Origin of the sequence: Hoylesella marshii DSM 16973 = JCM 13450, assembly GCF_000146675.1 — a bacterium.
Taxonomy (GTDB): domain Bacteria; phylum Bacteroidota; class Bacteroidia; order Bacteroidales; family Bacteroidaceae; genus Prevotella; species Prevotella marshii.
On sequence record NZ_GL397214.1, the window covers coordinates 1385475 to 1400113 of the forward strand.

General features: G+C 47.0%; 6 protein-coding genes and 1 tRNA gene. 3 read left to right on the forward strand and 4 right to left on the reverse strand.

The genetic code is table 11. The annotated features are described in order from the left end of the window. Window positions 1-37 precede the first annotated feature (37 nt). The 3 genes from HMPREF0658_RS05785 to HMPREF0658_RS05795 all read left to right on the forward strand — a co-directional run bounded on the left by HMPREF0658_RS05785 (window position 38) and on the right by HMPREF0658_RS05795 (window position 2180). Window positions 38-457: a hypothetical protein gene (locus HMPREF0658_RS05785; RefSeq protein WP_006949291.1), complete on the forward strand. Its 420-nt coding sequence runs from the start codon at window positions 38-40 to the stop codon at window positions 455-457. A 335-nt stretch (window positions 458-792) separates the two neighbouring features. Then, a tRNA-Pro gene (locus tag HMPREF0658_RS05790) sits at window positions 793-865 on the forward strand. 124 nt (window positions 866-989) lie between these two features. Continuing rightward, window positions 990-2180, forward strand: a complete 1191-nt coding sequence (locus HMPREF0658_RS05795; protein WP_006949292.1) for a tyrosine-type recombinase/integrase — start codon at window positions 990-992, stop codon at window positions 2178-2180. Between the two features lie 97 nt (window positions 2181-2277). Here HMPREF0658_RS05795 and HMPREF0658_RS05800 read toward each other — a convergent pair whose 3' ends face one another. The 4 genes from HMPREF0658_RS05800 to HMPREF0658_RS11750 all read right to left on the reverse strand — a co-directional run bounded on the left by HMPREF0658_RS05800 (window position 2278) and on the right by HMPREF0658_RS11750 (window position 14634). Then, on the reverse strand, window positions 2278-2646 hold the full coding sequence (locus tag HMPREF0658_RS05800; RefSeq protein WP_139047729.1) for a hypothetical protein: 369 nt from the start codon (window positions 2644-2646) through the stop codon (window positions 2278-2280). A gap of 23 nt (window positions 2647-2669) precedes the next feature. Then, window positions 2670-8441 carry a hypothetical protein gene (locus tag HMPREF0658_RS11745; RefSeq protein WP_006949294.1) on the reverse strand — a complete coding sequence of 1924 codons (5772 nt, stop codon included), beginning with the start codon at window positions 8439-8441 and terminating at the stop codon, window positions 2670-2672. A gap of 73 nt (window positions 8442-8514) precedes the next feature. Continuing rightward, complete coding sequence (locus HMPREF0658_RS05810) at window positions 8515-10647, reverse strand: hypothetical protein (RefSeq protein ID WP_006949295.1); 2133 nt, start codon at window positions 10645-10647, stop codon at window positions 8515-8517. Window positions 10648-10656: 9 nt separating this feature from the next. Next, window positions 10657-14634: a hypothetical protein gene (locus HMPREF0658_RS11750; RefSeq protein WP_006949296.1), complete on the reverse strand. Its 3978-nt coding sequence runs from the start codon at window positions 14632-14634 to the stop codon at window positions 10657-10659. Between the last annotated feature and the right edge of the window lie 5 nt (window positions 14635-14639).

Here is a 14639-nt window from a genome sequence, read left to right on the forward strand (position 1 = left end):
ATTACCTTTGCCGGCGATAACCAAACAAAACGAACAAATGAAAAAGGTATTATTGATTTGTATGCTGGCGTTTTCTACTGCCATTTCGTTCGGTCAGAACAAAGCTTTCGACGTTGAAAATCTGAAAACCCAGAAAAAGGTATTAGCTTTGAATACTAAGCTCAACAACTTGAAATTAGAGTATCAGAAAGAGAAAGAGAATTTTGGAGAGCTGAATGAAAAAGCTGCAACTGTCAATGCAACAGCCAATGTGGCAACAACCGACTTTACGTCGTCAGATGCGTCCACTACGGTAAAAGATGCAAAAGAAACCGTTAAAACGCTGAAGGAAGCACAGAAAATCAACAAGAAATTGCTCAAAAGCCAGAAGAAACTGAACCATTTGGAAAAGAAAATGAATAAAATACAAGCTCGTCTCAACGAGTTTAACAAAAAGGTGAAATTCGTAGACAAGTAAGACACCGTTCGGTATCATTCGCATACCCACTTATAAAAGGATAGCTTTCACAGCGTAATCACTTAGGTTTTAACGCGTGAAAGCTATCCTTTTATACTCACGGAGCTCACATTTTTCAACCTTTAAACTTATATTTCCTTATGGTGGAACTTATGCAGGACATTTTTACGCAAAAAGAATCGCATAAATTTGCGTATATCAGTAGAAGTGTGTATCTTTGCACTCACTTTCAAACACTATATAAGTGAATGAAAGTTATATAAGGTAAAGGGCATTAGTTTCTTTCCTTAAAGGGAAAAAGAACAGCGTGCAGTTTACCAAACAATGTAAAAGATCGGGATTTGGCGCAGTTGGTAGCGCACACGTCTGGGGGGCGCGAGGTCGCTGGTTCGAGTCCAGTAATCCCGACTAAGACGATGTAAAGGGGTTGATTATCAATCCCTTACGCTTTGTCGGAGGTAAGAAGGTCGGCGAAAAGTCGGCGAAGAAATAACAAGATTATCAATCGGGCATTTCACTCAAAAATTTAGAAATGCCTAAAAAAAATTTTTATTCTCAGAACAAGCAGACGGCAATTGACAAGATTGTCGGCTGGAAGCCGCCGAGATTTCACCAGGCTTCAGAATGCTATGTATCACTTTCCGCTTTCGATCCGACAATAGGGAAGTTTCATACCAAGAAATTTATGCTCGGACATATAAAGGGAAAACGTAACCAGCGCCAATACGGCGAGGCTCTCATCAAGAGGCTCACGGAAAAACTGATGCAAGGCTGGAACCCATGGGTGGAGGTGACGCAACCCTTGGAATACACCTCTTTCGATGAAGCTTGCGATCGCTATCGGGAGTATCTGCTAAAGCTATTGAAAGAGCACAACATGCGCGAGGAAACGGCGGTGTCTTATATAAGCCGTCTCAGAGTGCTACGCAGATGGAGGGAGAAGGAGTCTGTCAACCTTTTCTACACGTATCAATTCGACCGTATCCTTACCGGTCAGTTCTTAGACTATGTCTTTGTGGACCGCAACAACACGCTTCAGACTCGCAACAATTACTTGAGCTGGCTGAAGACTTTCTGCAAATATCTGCTGGAGCGTGGTTACATCCCTTCTGACCCGACGGCGGGTTATTCACTTGTACAGAAGCGAGGGGTGCTGAAGAATCGCGATGTGATTCCGGATCCTGTGCTACAGGAACTCAAGAATTGGCTGGAGGCGAACAACAAACACTATCTGCTTGCCTGCTACATTCTCCATTATCTTTTCATACGGCCGCGAGAGATGAGCTATCTGAAGGTGGGAGATTTCAATATCAAACGAAAGACGATGTTGCTACATGGTGACCACACGAAGAATCATCGCGATGCTCTGCTGACGGTTCCTGACCATGTGATGAAGTTGATGATAGCATTGGATGTTTTTAAATGCCCGAGCGATTATTATCTTTTCAGCGAGGATTTTGCTCCCGGTGCGGAACGTCGGAGCGAAAAGTCTTTCCGTGATTACTGGCACCATCATGTACGTAAGCACCTGAAACTGACTACACGGTATAAATTTTACTCTCTGAAGGATACGGGTATCACAAATATGCTGCGTGCGAACACGGATATTCTAACGGTTCGTGACCAGGCACGGCATTCTTCGATTTTGATTACCGATATCTATACTCCGAAGGATATTCAAAGTGCGAATGCGTTGTTGCTGAATTATAAGGGTGTGTTATAAAAAAGGAGATAGGAAGTTTTTTGCTTCCTATCGTCCTATCTTCCTACAAAAAGATGGTGAAAATACCTATTTCTTTCTGTTTTTACCATTTTCATTCTTATATTTCATTTTTTGGGGGGGATGTTGCTTCCGTCTCGGGCTCTTTTTCCTCGGGTTCTTTTTCGGGCAGAGAGGTGTTTGATGTGTTGTCTTCTTCGATAATGGCCGTTTTTGCCTTTGTTATGAGGTTTACGAGTTCCAGCAGTACTGACATAGCGTCTTTTTGTGCTCCGCTGAAGCTGATGGAGACATCGTTTTGGTCTGTTTCTTTGTAGTAGACCGATGCGAGGTGTCCTCCCTGTTTCGGGTTTACGCTTCCACGAAATTCGGGATGATCGTCAGCATCGAGGATGAGTTCTCCGTTGAATGCGTAGTGTCCCTGTTCCTCTGTGAGGACAAAGGTTCTGTTTTTTGATGTAATGTTCATTTTATTTTGTTTAGTTGTTGTCATTATATATTTTCGGATGTTTGGAACATGTTGTTGAATGCCATGTTGTAGATGATGAATTGGAACGCTCCGTCGTGGACGCGGTCGTCGTCTGAGAGCCAGATGTCGATGGCGATTCTCTGTCCTATCATTCCTATGCTTTTGATGGTGGCTTTGATAGGCATGGATTGTGTACTATCGTCGTAGCTGTGTCCGAATCCTGTGAGTGATACGCCGATGGTTTTGCGCAGTTGGGGTCCGTATTTGAGGAGAGCTTGTGCCCATGGGACGGGCAAAAGGATTCTACAATGTCCTTGACCGATGCGTTCTATGGCGAGTGCATATCCGTTGTAGGTTTGTGCATTGATGGTTGTTTCTGTGGGGTTGCAGGTAGCGAATCCCCATGCCAGCACTCGGAAGGGGACGCCCGCCATGTAATTTCCTATGAGGTTTCTTTGTTCGACGAGCCACCCGTAGAAGGTGTCTTCGCTTCCTATTCCGTGAAGTACGACCGACGTACCGGTGTAGATGGCGATTTTAGAGAACCTGCGTCCTTCGTCGAAGAAGTATTTTCCCTGTGGTGCGATAATGACTCCATAGCCCGTATATGCTCCTCTCAGTGGGTAATTGGTGATATGGAGCGTTCTTCCCCGTTGTGATACGTCCCATTGGAGGTTGAAGTGGTTCCATTGGGTGTTTTCTCCATCGAGCCATGCGTTGTCGTGAAGCGAGATATTGTAGTGTTCTTCTACGGTGGCATAGGGAGATGAGAAGGAGCCTTTGATGATGACGTTGGAGAACGTGCCTCCAACGGCTTCCATGTTTATTGCCGTGATGTTTCCCTGTTCGTCGACTTGGAAAGTGCCGTTGGGTGTGGAGAATGTCCTGGCGGAGATGTCTCCGTAGAAGTATGCTTTTCCGTTTTTGAACTGTGCGATAGGGTTTCCTTGATTGTCGATCCATTCAAAGTGGTCTGCGATCTGTCTTATTTGTCCGTTGGTGATGTCGATACCCGTATCGAGGAGTGCTTTTTCGATGGGGAAAACATTCCATTCCGGGCATTCATCACCTTGTACAACTCCGACAGCATAGACCTCAAGTGAGCCATGCAGTCCGTTGATGCCGAAGATTTCTCCTGTGCCTTTGAGCTGTTCCTTGCCATAGAATGTCGTGTAGTATTTTTTCCATCCGTTTCCGAGTTCTATATACTGGCTTTTCTCAGTTAGGTAGCTGAAGGAGCCTTTATCTCCGGGCATCCACGTACCGAGTCTCCATAGTGAGTTTCCGGTGAGGTCTTTTGCTACGATGAAGAGGGTGAACTGTTGGTTTGTATTGTCTGTGGGTTCTTCGAGGTTCCATTGTAGTTGGTACCAGTAGCTATTGTTTGTAATTTTTCTGATTTTTCCGTATTTTTCGTTTTCTGTGGTTGTATCTTCTTCAAGATTGACTTTCTGCGCGGAGATGGCGAGTGGTTTTTGGACGAGATTTTTTTGCGGGTCATGGTGATAAGGCAGCCAATCGGTTGGTGCAGCGGACTCGACGAGGCAGATGCCGTAGATGCTTGCTGTGGCAACGCTATTCAACCGCAGGGGTATCACTTCTGTTGTGCTGGGGCAATTGTCTTTAGTTTTGAATGTTGCCCAGCAGCGCGTCCATCGGTCGGTGAGCGTGAATCTGTTGTGTCCATCGGATGCACTGTTTCGGAAGTCCTGTGCGTTGATGACTTCTGCGCAGGTGTCAGGCGAGAGCGCGCAAGCACACGTTCCGCTCCCCTTCGCGTAGAAAGAGAGGGAGTAATAAGTATTGGGCTTGATTGGGATGTTGTTCCACTTGAGGATGTCTCGTTGTTGTTCCTCTGAATTGAGTGCCGTTGCTACGGAGAAGTCGTTGATGGCTCGTTCCTGTAGTGTTATGCCCTGCCGGATGATGTTGTCTCCTCGAAGTGTTTTTGTGTTTCGGAGCAGGTTGTATTGTTTTTCTTTTGTTTCGGACAGTTTGGCAGAGATTCTGTCGGCCTGTGTTTCGAGCTTTGCCATTTTTCTGCTGGTCTCGGCGTTGTCGGCCTGATAGACGGTTTGTTCTACTTTTTGTGCGATGGCCTGTGCATTTTGCTGGATCTGCGTATTCCATGTCTTCCTGTTGGCGTTGTAGTCGTTTTTGAGTGTGGAGAATTCGCTTCGGAACTGTCGGCTGTTCTGCACCCATTTTGCGACTTGCCGGTGTAGATTAGTACCGACGAAGACTCTTAGCGGGAACGTTCTTCCTTCTACTTTTACGGGGATGTCTACCCATCCTGAAGCGTAGGCATATCCTGTTTCGGGGTCATTATCTACGGCCACGATTTTGACTCTTTCTCCTTGTGCGGTGGCGCTGATTCCTTGTGATGTGGTGAGCGATTCTGCAGGGATGGTTATCGGCAGTGGCGTTGTTCCTCTGAAAGCTCTGACGTCGGTATAGGCCTGTGCGAGTTGTGCCGGCGTGACGGTTCCATTGTCTGCGGTATCGATGATGATGTATTCGGTGGACAGTTGTATATTGACGGCATCTGTTCCATCGTGTCCGTCTGTTCCGTAGACGCTGATGATGGCATGTGTTGTTTCGGTGGTTGTTCCATCGGTATATGTGATGATGTCGTATGCCCAGAGGTATTTATTGTTATTGGTGAGTTTCGGCGTTGTTTCGGTGTACTCGGTGGGCGGTGTGTTGGGTGTTGCTGAGACTCCGAACATTCGTTTGACGGAGTTGATGCCTCGTGGTTCGACCTCTGTCCACGTGTAATCTTCAAGGAAGGGTGAGGGGTATGGTTTGTTCCATACGAGGGTGCCGAGGAATTTTCCTGTAGTCGTTCCTCTTTCTTGGTCTTCGGGTGCCGGTGTCCATGTCGTAGTACTGTTTCCGAGTTCTATTTTGATATTGGTGATATAGGCTTCGTTGATTCTTTGCTGTGCTTTGTCGAAGAGTTGGTTGAAGACGCCTGCGGCGTTGTTTTTCCCGTAGAGTATTTGCAGTGTTTTGGATGTTCGTCCGTCTCCTTTTTTGTTTACCCAGTGTCCGTAGTAGTAGTCTTTTCCGTGTAGTTGGAAATAGAATTCGATACCGATTCTTCCTTGCTCGAAGTTGCCCGGGATGTGGTAGTCGAAGCTGACTGTGAGGTCGATTTTCTGTCCTTGTTTGCAGGTTTGCAGGTAGGGGATTGTGAAGATTTCCTCGGGTCGGTTAAATTTTTTATAGCTTTCGGGCATGAGGTTTCTTCCGTCGGCATAGTTCCCTGTTTCCTTCCATTCCTTGGGTTGTGTGAACGTTTTTTTATCGTTGGAGTACCGTATATAGGTATAGGATGCCTCGCCCTTCATGCCATATGTTTGTTTGATCCATTCCGTGTTGTTGTCTTTTGGTTCTGTGGTGGTGGTTGTTCCTTTTGGTACGTTACAGAGCCATATAGCGTTGTTGTGTGATACTCGGTCGTATCTGCCGTATTTTTCTCCGTTTCTCCATTCTCCGCGTTCGCAGACGAGCGGTGTGTTTTGCGCTGTTCCTGCTGCGGAAGCGATTTCCACTCGGTCGCTTCTGAGGATTGTTTTTTCTCTGGAATGCTCTTCGACGATGTGTGTATCGAGGTTGAAGTCATTGATACCGGCATAGTCGACGCGTCTTCCTTCTGAGACGTATATGATGTATGCATATTGTCTGTCGGGGTTGATTTGATTTCCGAGTTGTACGATGTTGTCGAGCGGTTCTGGTTCGTCGTTATCGACGGTGGTGTCGCATCCGATACAGGTATGTTCCATGAGTGTGACCGTTCCTTTGACGGATGAGAGGTCGACGAAGTGGTAGGAGCGTCCGTCTTCGAGCGTTTCCTGTCCGATGTTGACAACGAGTCTCCAGTAGTATCTTCTGTCTGACCGTTGTTTTTGATGGTTGAGGAAGGTATCCGTTCTGGCCATGGCCTGATCGCCGAGTTGGAAGTCGTTGATAGATTCGATGTCTCCGTCTTGTGCGGGGAAATAGCATCTGAAGTCACCGCTGGACAATTTTTTGACTTTGGTGATTTTTGCTCCAGCAAATGTATATCCTGTGTCTCCTGATGCGAAAGAGAATTTTTTGATTTCTACTTCGGCCGATATGGATTTGACGCGTGCCTCGATGATGTCGGTCACGGCGTGTGTTCTTCCATTGTTGTCTTGGTATATTGCGAATCCTTTTCCGTCGAGGGTGTCTGCTCCTTGTGTAAAATCTTTGCTTTTGATGGCATCGACGGTGAGTGCTTTGAGCAGTGCTTCTCCTTGCTCATTGATATGGAATCCCGCCCCGATGGTTATGCCTTTGAGGAAGGATATGATTTCTTTCGCCGTTGAAGCCTTGTCGGATTGCAGTATTTTGTCCCAGTCTTTGGATTTTTGGTCGAGCGTATCGGCGACTGTAGCCGTATCGGCGTGTCCGGCGTAGATTTTCTCGGCATCGATGGTGAGATACTTTCCGAGGCGTTCGAGTGCATTGAGGACAGAGATGTTATCGTGTGTATGTCCGAGGGAGCCATCCCCTTGGTAGGAATTGGTGATGGTTTTCTTGAGGAAGTCTATGATGGCCTCGAGTGTTGTGACGTTCCATTGCGAGGCATACGGATTTTGAACTGGGAAGAGTGCCCCTTTTGTGAGTGTGAGTCTTGGCAGTTCAACCAAGCGCGGGGCGAGCGTAAAAGACGTGGCATCGGGTATTTTGATGTGCAGCATCTCCGTCGGCAGTTCCGTTCTTGGCAGGTTCAGGAATGGTTTTGCATCGGCGAACCTATAGGTAAAGTTGTATGTTGACGGCAGTTCTTTTGTTTTCCACGAGACATCGCTGTCGGTGACGACGATTTTGCGTATTGCGTCGCCGGTATAGATATATTTTCCGAGTGACGGGAAGAAGTCGAGTACCCATTTTCGTTCGTTTTTTGTGAGGAATCCCGTATTTTTTTTGAATTCTCGGAGCGTGTCGACTCTATATTCCTGTGTATTGTTTTCTATTTCGACGATGTTGTGTGTATGTTTTGCGTTGTTTTCGGTCTCCCCGTAGGCTCTGAAGGTGTCGATTCCTCCGAGTGAGTTTTCAAAGAGGATCCACTGTTCTTCTTCGCTTTTGATGTCGGTGGCATAATATCGTTGTATGTATGTGAGTCTGTTTCCCTGCTGGTCTTCGATAAAGATGTCGTAGTATGCCGGCATTTTCTTGATTTTTCCGGCGATGATGGCGTATGATACAGGAATTGTCCAGACGTTTCCGGCAGATAGTAGGGCGAGCTGGAAGGGCAGTTGTGTATAGTTGTCTGTTTCTTCTTGGGGGATGTATGCGACTCCCTGTACTGCGACGTCATGAGCGGCGTAGTATGTGAGGAACTCCGGCGTGTGGTATGTCACGGGTTTGATGTTTGGCTGCCACGTGAGGAAGTTCGTTTTGAGGAAGTTTTCCGCCGAATCTGCGAATTGGTCGATTCCTGCTCTTATTACTTCGAAGCTGAATGTTTTGTTTTCGTTGGTGTTATGTTCGGTGATCGAGGCATTGAACTGTTTTAGGATGTTGGGTTGTTTATAGGGTTGTGTTTTGTCGAGTAGTTGGAAGCTGAGCAGGGGTGTGATGATGTTTTCGAGTTCGATTTCTATGTGTCCGTTTTTATTGGGCGTGTAGGTGTGTTGTACGATGACTTTGCTGTCTCTTTCGTCCTTGAGGGAGAACGTTGTTTCCTCGTTGGTGTGGATAACGAATCGTTTTAATGCTCCAGAGAGTGAGAGCTGGTCGGGGGTTAAGAGAATATCCATGTTTGTATTGATTTAGGGCAAATGTAGTTATAATCTGTATGTTTTTAAAGGACAATGCAGGGTGGTGGACGCTTTATTTGGGCACGCATTCGAGCCAGACCTCTGTCTTTGTGTATTTCCATTTGGAGTGTCTGAAGAGTGTGGCGTGTCGGGTTTTCTGTGATGTGATGGATGTTTGTTTGGCGTAGGGAATTCCGACGTATTCGGGAGCGGGCGTTGGCGGATATATGACGTTGAAGGTGCGTTCTTTGTCGGGTCCGGCGTTTTCATATTCTTCACGTGAGACTTCTGTTTGTTTTTCGTGGCCGACCCATTTGTACTGCGTGTTCATAAATGACAGTAATTGGTTGATGGTCGGTGCATTGATGACTGGCTCCATCAGTGCGATAGAGCGGAGTGATGATTCGACAGGTTCGTTTTTTCCGCCGAGTGTGAATTTGAGTTTATCGAAGAGGAAAGCTACGCCTCTGATGATGACTTTGGCCGTCGCCGGCAGGTTTTGTTTTTGTGTTTGCGAGAGCAGGAGTTTGACTTTTGTTTCGTGTAGAGCGTTTCTCAGCAGTTGGTCGTATTGTCTGTAGAATTTCTCGAAGATCCCTTCTTCTCCGTGGTAGTATAGTGCGTAGTCGAAGATTCGTCCTCTGATCGGGAATCTGAGGTCGTAGGGCGAGATGGTTCCCTCTGGTTGGTTATTGAATGAGATGTATGAGAAAGCGAGCATTGTTTTTTGTTTGGCGGCGTTGTCGGTGGTATTTTCTTTGTCTTCTCCTGCGATCATCATTTTGGAGTTGTGTGTGATATAGTTTCCGATGTAGAGATACTGTCCGAAGTCGTGTGAGACTTCTGCTCCATCGACATTAGCTTTGTGTTTGAGTATTCGGAATTCGGGAATGAGTTCGGGAATTTTGATTTCTTTAGGTTCGAGTTCTTCTCCAGTGTTGTAGTCTTGTGACGCCTCTCCGATTTTTGTATAAACAGTATAATTTCCGGAGAATCCGTCTTTGTAGAAAGCTCCGTCGACGGGATTGAAATATGCTGCGGGTGCCGCTTTTTTCATGTTAGCAAGGTCGTCGAATGCGTCGTTGATTTCAGTATCGAGTTTGTCTTCGGGTGCAAGTGTGATTCGTTTGTAGTCTTTCTCGGCTTTGTATGCGACGGTTGGTTCTTCGACGATATTTTTTGTGAGGTCTTCTTCGGGCTGTGTTTTGAGTGTGTCTTTGAGGAAGATGACATTGGCGGTTCTGAGTGCTTCGTCGGCCGTGAACTCACAGCAGAATTTTTTCCGGAAGACAGCGATGAAGTCGGCGCATGTGATATCCGGCACAAGGTCGGCTATTTTGATTTTCCCGTTAGCAAGCGTATCGATGACGTTGTTGAGTACGACCATTTTGTCGAACGGTTCGGTTTGTGTGAAGAAGTTTTCTTGGAGTTGGTATCCAAAGAACGTGAAGACGCGCTGCAGGAGGTAGTTGGCTCTGATGAAGGGCGAGATGTAATATCCTGGTGCGAGCGTGATGGGTGTTTGGTTGACGTATTCCGTTCGTTGGGTAGCGTTGTAGAAGTCGGACTCAGGGTCTTCATAGTCAGGATAGAAGGCTGTGAGCGCAGGTACTTCGATTTGTTCGTATCCGTCTTTCCCCCATTTCCAGACTTTTTTTGTTTCGAGTGTGAGTTGTTTTCCGTAGGCATTGAGCACTTTGAAGTTGAGTCCGGTTTCAGTACCGGAGTCATCTGTGAGCAAGACAGGGAAGATGGCGTAGTGCGGATTGTTGTTGGTACGCAATGTGCGACAGAAGTCGATGCAGTCTTGTACGGGTGTGTTTCCGCTTTTGTGGGAGACGTGGATGCATTCATCTGCGAAGACATCTTTGAGTTTGACGTTCCGGATGCGTGAATAGAACGAGCCATCGTTGATATAGAACGATGTAGCGATCGCCCCTTTGTATTGTGCTGAATGTACGATTTGCCGACATTGTGCAAAATACTCCCCGTCTGAGATAGCGACGTCTATGGGTGTCATTTTTGTTCGTCGTGCGAGTGCGTCGGGAAAGTTGAGCAGTCTGCGATTGTGTTCTGATGCCGGCAGTTCGAGGGGTGTTGTTTGTTCTCCGTAGTCGTTGAAGAAGGGGTTTGTTCTTTCGACCTCGATTTTGGTATCTGTTTTGAGTTCGTATGCCTCGTTGCTGTTGAGATTTATGATGCGCATGATTTGATGTTATTTTGCTGCGAATCGGCGTGCTTTGTCTCGCAGTTGTTGTTTTTGTTCGATTTCGTTGAGTGCGACGGATGCCGGTATACCTTCGCTTGAGATTTTGTCGAGCACTTGGAGGAGTCTTTGCATGAATGGATTTCCGGTTTCGTTATTTTGTATGGGTATGGAGTTAGGCGTATTGGAAATGCTTCCTCCAGTGGCTCTTCCTGCGGTCTGCTGTAGCAGCAGTTTGTTCATATCGAGTGTGCGGATGTTTCCCGCCCGTTGTGCTCTGTCAATGATGTCAATGATGGGTGCGACGGTAGGGTTTTCGATGGCGGCATTGGAAGCGACCCATTCTCTGCTCTGTCCGTAGGGTCCTTCTCCGACGATGACGGTGGGTCTGTTGATGAATCCCCGTTTGCCGGGTTCGTATGCCGCATGGAATCGCCGTCCGTCCTGCTCTCGTTCGACATCTATGCTTCCCCCCGTTTCCAGTCCTGTGGCCACTCGTGTGCCTCCTGTGCCTGTGTTGGCAGCGCCGTTGAGTGTGAGTTTTTTGATTTTCTGTCGTTCGGCGTTTGCCGTTGCGAGTTGTGCTGCCCCTGTGACGGTCATGAGTGCCGCCGCGATGGGTCCTGCGAGCGGTCCGAGGGAGCTGAGTGCCTTCATGACCGCCACGGCGGTGTCTGCAATGATTTGTGATGCCTTGATGGCGAAGTCGACATCAGCGTATTTTTTTTGTATTTTGAGTTTTTCGTTTGCCTTTTTCTTTTCGAGTTCAGTGGTATCTTTCCCCGCGTTTTTGGCCGCTTCGATTTCGGCATCGTATTTGGCGTCGAGGTTGGCCATTTCTGCGTCTTGGAGTGCACTGGATGCTTTGGCTGTGAGGTTGGTGTAGTAGTCGAACGTCTCTTTGTAATGAGCAATTTTGAGTTGTCGGACGGCATCTTCGTATTCTGTTTCGGATATTTTTTTTGCGTCGAGGTGTTGTTTGAGTTGTTCGAGTTCAGCATTATAGATCTCCTGCTGCGCTACGATGCCGTATTGCTGTCGGATTTGGAGTCGTTGTTGTTCGGCCTCTTGTTGGAGGTTGCTGAGTGCCTGTTGGTATTCTTGTTCGGAGAGGCGCCCGTCGGCGTAATCTTTTTCTATTTCTTTTTTTCTGTTATCGATTTGCTGCTGGAAGTTGATCAGGTTGTATTTTTGGAGTATGGAGGCTTTTTGTTGTTGTGTTTTTTGCTCGGTGTCCGTTTCTATTTGTTCTTTTGCTTGGGCGTACGCTCTGGTGATAGCCGTTTCGTCTTCTCCTCTTTTTCTGGCATAGTCGATGGCGGCCTCGTAGTTGGCTTTGAGTGTTGCGAGTTGGATGTCGTGTTCGAGTTGTTGTCTCTGTTCGTTGTTCAGTCCTTTTTCTTTGAGCGTGTCGAGTATTTGATAGAATTTTTGCTGTGCTTCGAGTTCTTTTTCGCGGAGAGCCTGTCGTGCTTGCAGTTCGTTGTTTTGCTGTGCGATGACGAAAGCTGTTTTTTCGTTTTTGTCTTTGATCCGTATGTTTTTTGCCAGCTGCGTATATTTCTCCTCTATAGCGAGTATCTTTGCTGCGTGTGCGATTTGCAGTGTGAGGGCTTTGTTATCGTATTGTTCCTGTGTGATTTGGCGTGTGATGAATTGTTGTTTGAGCAGGTTGAGTTCTTGGTTGTAGGTTTGTTGCAGGTTGTCGATTTTTTGTTTTCGACTGTTGCCAAATGCCGTTTTGTTTTGTTTTCCGGCCTTTTCGGTTGTTTTTTTGTCTTCGAAGGTGTTTTCGAGGAATTGTTTTCTTTTTTCGAGTGCTGCGATTTGTCGGTCTATTTTTTTGAGTGCGGAGATGTCTCCGACTTTGATGGTGAGTCTTTTGGCCTTGAGTGCCTCTATTTTTTGTGTGATGTTTTCGATTGCCTCTGCGATGGTACCTTTTTTATTGTCGTCGGTTCCCGCGTTGCCGCGGAGTTTTTTTGCGAGATCTTCGTCAATGTTGTTGATGGTCGTTTCGACGTTTTTAATTTTTTTGTTGACGTCGTCGAGTTGACCGGCGAGCACTTTGAGGTTTGCCGCATTTCCCATGGCCGCATACATGTTTGTGGGTGCGACGGGTCCGGAGGAAGTTTGCCTTCGTCCGTTGTTTTTTTTGTAGAACTCGGCCTGTTCTTCTTTCATTTTTTTGAGTTGGTCTTCGAGTTTCGTCTGTTCGAGGATGAGGTCTATTCTTTGTTTTTGGAGGTCTTTGACGGCCTCTTGTGTGGCTTCTGCGAGTGCTTTTTCTTTGAGTTTGTCGAGGTATCTGGTGAGTGCGAGTGTATTTTCGTCGTAGACTTTTCCCTCTTTTGACAGTTTCGCGGTGTAGTCGGGTACGATTTTTTGGAGTTCGGCGATGGCCGCTTTCCGTTCATCGAGTGAGCGTGTGTTGTCGTGTATTTTTTTTGTGAGCGCTTCTATTTTGATTCGTTCTTCTTCTACTTTTCTTTGTGCTTGGTATCGAATGTTGTTGAGTTTTTGTTGTGTCATAGCCGCAGCATTGAGTTTTTTGTTGTAGAGTAGAAGTGCTCCGACAACGAGTGTGATGGCTCCGAGTATGAGTCCCCATGGACTGAGTTTGAGCACGATATTGAACGCTTTTTGCAGTGCGATGGAGGTGGTGATGGTTTTATTGAGTACGGCGTGCCGTAGTACGGAGAGTTCGAGCATCATGTTTTTGACGGCGATGGCTGCTGCCTGTAGTTTTTCGACGGCGAGTTGCCTCATGCTCCATGCCCATGCGATTTTTTGTCCGGCGACGTATGCTGCATAGGTTGTGACGAGCAGGAGTATGGCTTTTCCGAGTTCGAGGATTGTGTCTCGGTGTTGTATAAGGTATTTTGTTGTGTTGACGATAGTGAGTTGTATTTGTCCGTAGGCATCGGCGAACTCTTCTTTGATGGGTAGGAGTTCGTCTCCGAGTTGTTTTTGTGCGTTTTGGAGTCTGACGGTTCTTTGTGCTGCTCGGTCGGCCGCTGAGATGTAGGTCTCGCCGGCTGCGGCCAACTGCCCTTCGACAATGTTGGCCACACCTTTCATAAAGTCGCCCGTCTCTTTGGTCTTCTCTCCTATCTCGGCGGCAGAGAGACCGAGGTTGTCGAGTATCTGTGGGGATTTACGGCCAAGACCGGTGACTATGGAGTCTACCATATAGTCGAGCGACTGCCCGGTCTGCTGTGCTTTGAGCTGGGCGAAGGAAAGGTACTTTCCGAGGTCTTCCAGTGGTATGCGGAAGTCTTTGGCCTTTACGGCAGCCTTCATGAGCTCGATGTCGGACACCGTGCCCTTGGTGGCTTTTCGAAGCTCGTCAAGAAGTTCCGGGCGGTCAAGTCGCTTGAAAGCATGTGTGATGCCGTCGGCTGACTCGGCCAACTCTACGCTCTTGGAGATGGTATCGGACAACGTTCCGGTAAGCGACTTAAACCATCCGACAGCTGTCTCTATACCCTTTACGGCAAGCTGTCCGAAGAAGAAGTTGTTGTATTCGTCCGAGCTGGCAAGTTCCTTGAAGTTCTTGGCATTCTGCTTCAATTCTGCCATCCGTGCATTGACTGTCTGAAGGCGACTTTCAAGGTCGGCATATTGCTTGGGATTGAGTGCTTGTGACACATTGTCAAGTTCCTTTTGTAAGGACTTTGACTGTTTCCTAAGTTGCGACATGGTCATCGCATTGGTGTCAAGGGACTTTGTCTGCTCCTGGATTTGGGAAGTAAGTTCCTTTATCTGCTTGCCCGTAACCTTGTAACTGGCTGCAAGTTTTTTATATTGCTCTGTTTCTTTTTTGCCTGAAGCCTCCAGTTTTATCATCTGCTGAAGACGCTGCTTGTTCTCATTTCGGAGAGAAGCCGACTGTGTCTCCAGCTTGTGGATTGCCTGTTGTGCTTTTGCCGTCTTGACATCGACAACATACTCTATTTCGTCTTGTGAGAGATGTTTGCTTGACATAACTA

Bases quoted from the DNA above. Each gene is read 5' to 3' on its own strand.
- HMPREF0658_RS05785 (WP_006949291.1), top strand. From the start codon at position 38: ATGAAAAAGGTATTATTGATTTGTATGCTGGCGTTTTCTACTGCCATT.
- HMPREF0658_RS05795 (WP_006949292.1), top strand. From the start codon at position 990: ATGCCTAAAAAAAATTTTTATTCTCAGAACAAGCAGACGGCAATTGAC.
- HMPREF0658_RS05800 (WP_139047729.1), bottom strand. From the start codon at position 2,646: ATGAACATTACATCAAAAAACAGAACCTTTGTCCTCACAGAGGAACAG.
- HMPREF0658_RS11745 (WP_006949294.1), bottom strand. From the start codon at position 8,441: ATGGATATTCTCTTAACCCCCGACCAGCTCTCACTCTCTGGAGCATTA.
- HMPREF0658_RS05810 (WP_006949295.1), bottom strand. From the start codon at position 10,647: ATGCGCATCATAAATCTCAACAGCAACGAGGCATACGAACTCAAAACA.
- HMPREF0658_RS11750 (WP_006949296.1), bottom strand. From the start codon at position 14,634: ATGTCAAGCAAACATCTCTCACAAGACGAAATAGAGTATGTTGTCGAT.